This is a genomic window from Evtepia gabavorous (assembly GCF_003425665.1).
Lineage (GTDB): Bacteria > Bacillota > Clostridia > Oscillospirales > Oscillospiraceae > Evtepia > Evtepia gabavorous.
Genome location: NZ_QQRQ01000052.1, coordinates 1 through 4,231 on the forward strand (window position 1 = coordinate 1; position 4,231 = coordinate 4,231).

Here is a 4,231-nt window from a genome sequence, read left to right on the forward strand (position 1 = left end):
GCAGCAGCACCGTCCCCACCGCCCCCAGCAGGAGGGAGAGGACAAAGACCCGCCGGCGCCGGCGGCTGGTCCGGATCACTACGTTCTCATTCTGACGGTCCAGTTCCATGAAGTCGTGAATCTGCATCCTGCGGATGCGTCTCCTGCTCCGGCCCAGGGCCAGCAGGTAGACAAGCAGCACGTAGAGCAGCGTCATCCCCACCGCCTCCAGGGAGAAGGCAAAGGAGAGCCGGTACTCCACCCCAAACAGGGCCAGCATGATGGCCCGAAGGATTTGAAACATCAGGTTTCCCAGCACCACCCCCAGCACCAGGGCAACGGCCCCTACCGCCAGATTCTCCAGGAAAAACAGCCGGGCCACCTGCCGGTGTTCCAAGCCGATGAGGAGGTAAGTCCCCAGCTCCCGGCTTCTTCGGGTCAGCATGAACCGGGTGATATAGGCCACCAGCCAGCCCAGAATCAGCACCACCGCCACGCTGGCCAGGACAATAACCAAGGGCAGGCTGGAGAGCTTGGCGGACAATTCCGCTATCTCCCGGGAGAACACCAGCCCATTGAACGCGTACATCAGCGCCGTGGCAATGACAATGGTGACAAAATAGACCAGGTAATCCCGGGCCTGCCGCCGGGCATTGCGCCAGGAGAGGTCACGTAACGTCACTGACGTCACCCCCCAGCAAAGCCAGCACGTCCAGGATCTCATGGTAAAAGGCCGGGCGGTCCCGTTCGCCCCGGAGAAGCTCATTGAACAGCCGTCCATCCTTCAGGAACAGCACCCGGGAGGCATAGCTGGCACTGTACGGATCATGGGTCACCATTAAAATGGTCGCTCCCAGCACCCGGTTGAGCCTGGTCATGATCTCCAGCAGGTTTTTGGATGCCTTGGAGTCCAGCGCCCCTGTGGGCTCGTCGGCCAGCAGCAGGGACTGGCCCGCTACCATGGCCCGGGCGCAGGCCGCCCGCTGCTTTTGCCCCCCAGAGACCTGATAGGGAAACTTATCCAGAATCTCCCCAATCTCCAGCTCCTCCGCGATGGCCCGAACCCTCTGCTGGACGGAGTGGGGATCGGCATGGTTCAGGCTGAGGGCCAGGCCGATGTTCTCCTCCAGGGTCAGGGTGTCCAAAAGGTTGCAATCCTGAAAGACAAACCCCAGCCGTTCCCGGCGAAACTGGGCCAGCTGACGGGGGGAGAGCTGGGCAATGCTCTGTCCATCCAGCAGGATGTCCCCGGCGCTGATGGTGTCAATGGTGGAGATGCAGTTGAGCAGCGTGGTCTTTCCGCTGCCCGAGGCCCCCATAATGGCGATGAACGCCCCATCCTCCACGGTAAAGCTCACCCGGTCCAGGGCCTTTGTCACTTGGTTCTGGCTGCCATAGTATTTCTCAATGTTCTGTACTTGCAGCATGATACCCGCCTCCTTTGCTGATAGCCCCAGCATACAGCAAATGCGGCGCCGGTGGTATCGCGGTTTCCCCATCTTATCTTACAGTTTTGTAAGCTTTTCCTGGGCGGGAAAGGTGAGCAGCACCTGGGTGCCCACCCCCTCCTCCGACCGAATCGCCAGGGAAATCTCCAAGGCATCCGCCAATTTCTTGGCCAGATACAGCCCCATCCCCGTGGAACCGCCCCGCAAGCGGCCATTGCTGCCGGTAAATCCCCGGTCAAAAACCCGGGGCAGCTCATGGGCCGGAATGCCCATCCCGTTGTCCGACACGGTCAGTTCCACCCGTTTCTCCTGTCTTCGGGCGGACAAGATAATCACAGGGCGTGCCCTCCGGTATCGGGCTGCGTTCTGCAGCAGCTGCCCCAGCAGGAAACACACCCATTTCCTGTCGGTATAAACCACAAAGTCCAGGTCACAGAGCTCCACGCTCACCCCGTTTTGCAGGAGCAAAGCCCGATGCGCCTGCACCGCCTGGTTCACCAGGTCCGACAGACTGGCCGGGTGAATGAGAACGTCCTTCTCCGGATTCTCCGCCCGGGCGTAAAAGAGCGCCCGTTCCACATGGGCTCCGATCTGGTCCAGTTCCGCCTCCAGCTTTCGCCGGGTGTCTGCCCCGCTCCGCCGGGCCATCAGGCGGGCAGCGGTGATGGGGGTTTTGATCTCATGGACCCAGCGTTCCACGTATTCCCGATAGTCCCGCTGAGCCGCCTGGGCCTCTGAGACTGCGCCGATCATCGCCTGGCCAGACCGGCGGGTTATGTCCAGCAACTTGCGCTCATAGAGCCGTTGGGGCTTGGGGGCACACTCTGGGAAGAGATATTTCTGGTCCAATCCCTCCAGCAGCCTTTCCCAGGTCTCTATGGTCCGGCGCATCCGCCGAAAGGCCTGGGCCTGGGCCGCCAAAAAGACCAGAAACAAAGCCGCCAGCAGCAGGATAAGAACCCCTGGGGAAGTCCCTGTGGCCAGCAGAATCCCTGCTGCCAGCACCGTGCAGCTCCCCCACAGCACCAGACGCCCCAGCCGGTCAGAGAGAAATTCAAGCACCGTCATATTGATACCCCATGCCCCGGCGGGTTCGGATCATTCCTGGCACACCCAGTGCCTCCAGCTTGCCCCGCAGACGGGTGACATTGACGCTGAGGGTATTGTCATCAATATAGATCTGACTGTCCCACAGAGCCTCAATCAGATCAGCCCGGGAGACAATCTCTCCGGCGTGGGTCATCAAATGGGCCAGAATTCTCAGCTCATTGCGGCTAAGCTCTGCCGTCCTCCCATCTGCGGATACCGTCCCTCTGGTGAGGGACAGCCGCAGGCCACCGGCTTCCACCACATCCGGTTCCGCCGGTCCACCTCCACGCCGCAGCACCGCTTTGACCCGGGCCAGCAGAATGGGGATATTGTACGGCTTGGTGATATAGTCATCCCCTCCCAGGCTCAGGGCCCGCAGCTCATCCATCGTGGAATTTCGGCTGGTGACCAGGATGATGGGAACCCCACAGGTCTTCCGCAGGTCCGCACACAGGGAGAAGCCATCCCGGCCGGGCAAGCCCAAATCCAGCAGAACCAGGTTCGCGCCAAAGGACCGCACCTGCGCCACCACCTCCGTAAACTCTGTTACCGCCTGGACCTGATACCCCTCATTTTCCAGCAAGAGAACCAGCTCCTCCCGCATGGCGGGATCGTCTTCTACAATCGTAATCTTTTGCATCTCTGAAACCGCCTTGGCAAAGAAAGTTGAGAAAATAGCAAAAAGTCCTGAACCAAACGGTTTCAGGACTTTCTGGAGCTGCTGGGCGGATTTGAACCGCCGACCTCATCCTTACCAAGGATGCGCTCTACCGACTGAGCTACAGCAGCAAATATGGCGACGCGGAAGGGACTTGAACCCTCGACCTCCGGCGTGACAGGCCGGCGTTCTAACCAACTGAACTACCGCGCCATATTTGGCAGGGGCAGAAGGACTTGAACCCTCGGCACGCGGTTTTGGAGACCGCTGCTCTACCAACTGAGCTATACCCCTATATGGTGGGCCTTCACGGACTCGAACCGTGGCCCGACCGGTTATGAGCCGGTTGCTCTAACCAACTGAGCTAAAGGCCCATTTCCGGTTTCCATAGGCTTTATACAAACCTGGTCGCCCAGGAACTTGGTAAAGTGGCGCCCCCTGTAGGACTCGAACCTACGACACCGCGGTTAACAGCCGCGTGCTCTACCGACTGAGCTAAGGAGGCAGATCGGAGGAGAGTTCCTCCTCCAAAGTGTTGGCGTTACCTATTTTCCCGGTTCGTCTCCAAACAAGTATCTTCGGCGCAAGTGAGCTTAACTTCCGTGTTCGGGATGGGAACGGGTGGACCCTCACTGCAATCAACACCAACTTACTCTTTTGTGAAGCTGTGGCAACATCCACACCCTCAAAACCGAACAAAGTAACCGCCATACCCCAAGCAAGCGCCTGCACTTCTTACTCTTAACCTGAGACTCAGGTCAAGCCCTCGGCTGATTAGTACCGGTCAGCTCCATACATTACTGCACTTCCACCTCCGGCCTATCTACGACATAGTCTCTGTCGTGCCTTACTCCTCGAAGGATGAGAGATCTTATCTTAGGGAAAGTTTCACGCTTAGATGCTTTCAGCGTTTATCTCGTCCGCACTTAGCTACCCTGCTATGCCGTTGGCACGACAACAGGTGCACCAGAGGTGCGTCCATCCCGGTCCTCTCGTACTAAGGACAGCCCCCTTCAAATCTCTTACGCCCGCAACAGATAGGGACCGAACTGTCTCA

At 59.1% G+C, this 4,231-nt stretch carries 4 protein-coding genes, 5 tRNA genes and 2 rRNA genes; all 11 read right to left on the reverse strand.

The genetic code is table 11. The features are described from left to right. Nucleotides 1-661: FtsX-like permease family protein (locus DV520_RS11950; RefSeq protein ID WP_242984705.1), on the reverse strand; the 661-nt coding region annotated here is incomplete at its 3' end. Next, a complete protein-coding gene (locus DV520_RS11955; protein WP_021919233.1) occupies nt 648-1,406 on the reverse strand; it encodes an ABC transporter ATP-binding protein in 759 nt (252 codons plus the stop codon). The genes DV520_RS11950 and DV520_RS11955, both read right to left, overlap by 14 nt. 78 nt (nt 1,407-1,484) lie before the next feature. Then, nucleotides 1,485-2,495 carry a sensor histidine kinase gene (locus DV520_RS11960; RefSeq protein WP_117143011.1) on the reverse strand — a complete coding sequence of 337 codons (1,011 nt, stop codon included), beginning with the start codon at nt 2,493-2,495 and terminating at the stop codon, nt 1,485-1,487. After that, a complete protein-coding gene (locus DV520_RS11965; protein ID WP_117143012.1) occupies nt 2,482-3,156 on the reverse strand; it encodes a response regulator transcription factor in 675 nt (224 codons plus the stop codon). The genes DV520_RS11960 and DV520_RS11965 overlap by 14 nt, the downstream gene beginning before the upstream one ends. A 73-nt stretch (nt 3,157-3,229) precedes the next feature. Further along, nucleotides 3,230-3,305 (reverse strand) — tRNA-Thr (locus DV520_RS11970). 5 nt (nt 3,306-3,310) lie between these two features. After that, a tRNA-Asp gene (locus tag DV520_RS11975) sits at nt 3,311-3,387 on the reverse strand. A gap of 5 nt (nt 3,388-3,392) precedes the next feature. Further along, a tRNA-Trp gene (locus tag DV520_RS11980) sits at nt 3,393-3,468 on the reverse strand. Between the two features lie 3 nt (nt 3,469-3,471). Further along, nucleotides 3,472-3,548 (reverse strand) — tRNA-Ile (locus DV520_RS11985). 55 nt (nt 3,549-3,603) lie between these two features. After that, nucleotides 3,604-3,679, reverse strand: a tRNA-Asn gene (locus DV520_RS11990). Nucleotides 3,680-3,707: 28 nt separating this feature from the next. Further along, nucleotides 3,708-3,823: ribosomal RNA gene (rrf, locus tag DV520_RS11995) — 5S ribosomal RNA — on the reverse strand. A 105-nt stretch (nt 3,824-3,928) separates the two neighbouring features. Further along, nucleotides 3,929-4,231: ribosomal RNA gene (locus DV520_RS12000) — 23S ribosomal RNA — on the reverse strand; the annotation flags it as partial.

What these genes read in the sequence shown, in the direction of transcription:
- DV520_RS11955 (WP_021919233.1), bottom strand. Translation starts at nt 1,406, where the DNA reads ATGCTGCAAGTACAGAACATTGAGAAATACTATGGCAGCCAGAACCAA.
- DV520_RS11960 (WP_117143011.1), bottom strand. Translation starts at nt 2,495, where the DNA reads ATGACGGTGCTTGAATTTCTCTCTGACCGGCTGGGGCGTCTGGTGCTG.
- DV520_RS11965 (WP_117143012.1), bottom strand. Translation starts at nt 3,156, where the DNA reads ATGCAAAAGATTACGATTGTAGAAGACGATCCCGCCATGCGGGAGGAG.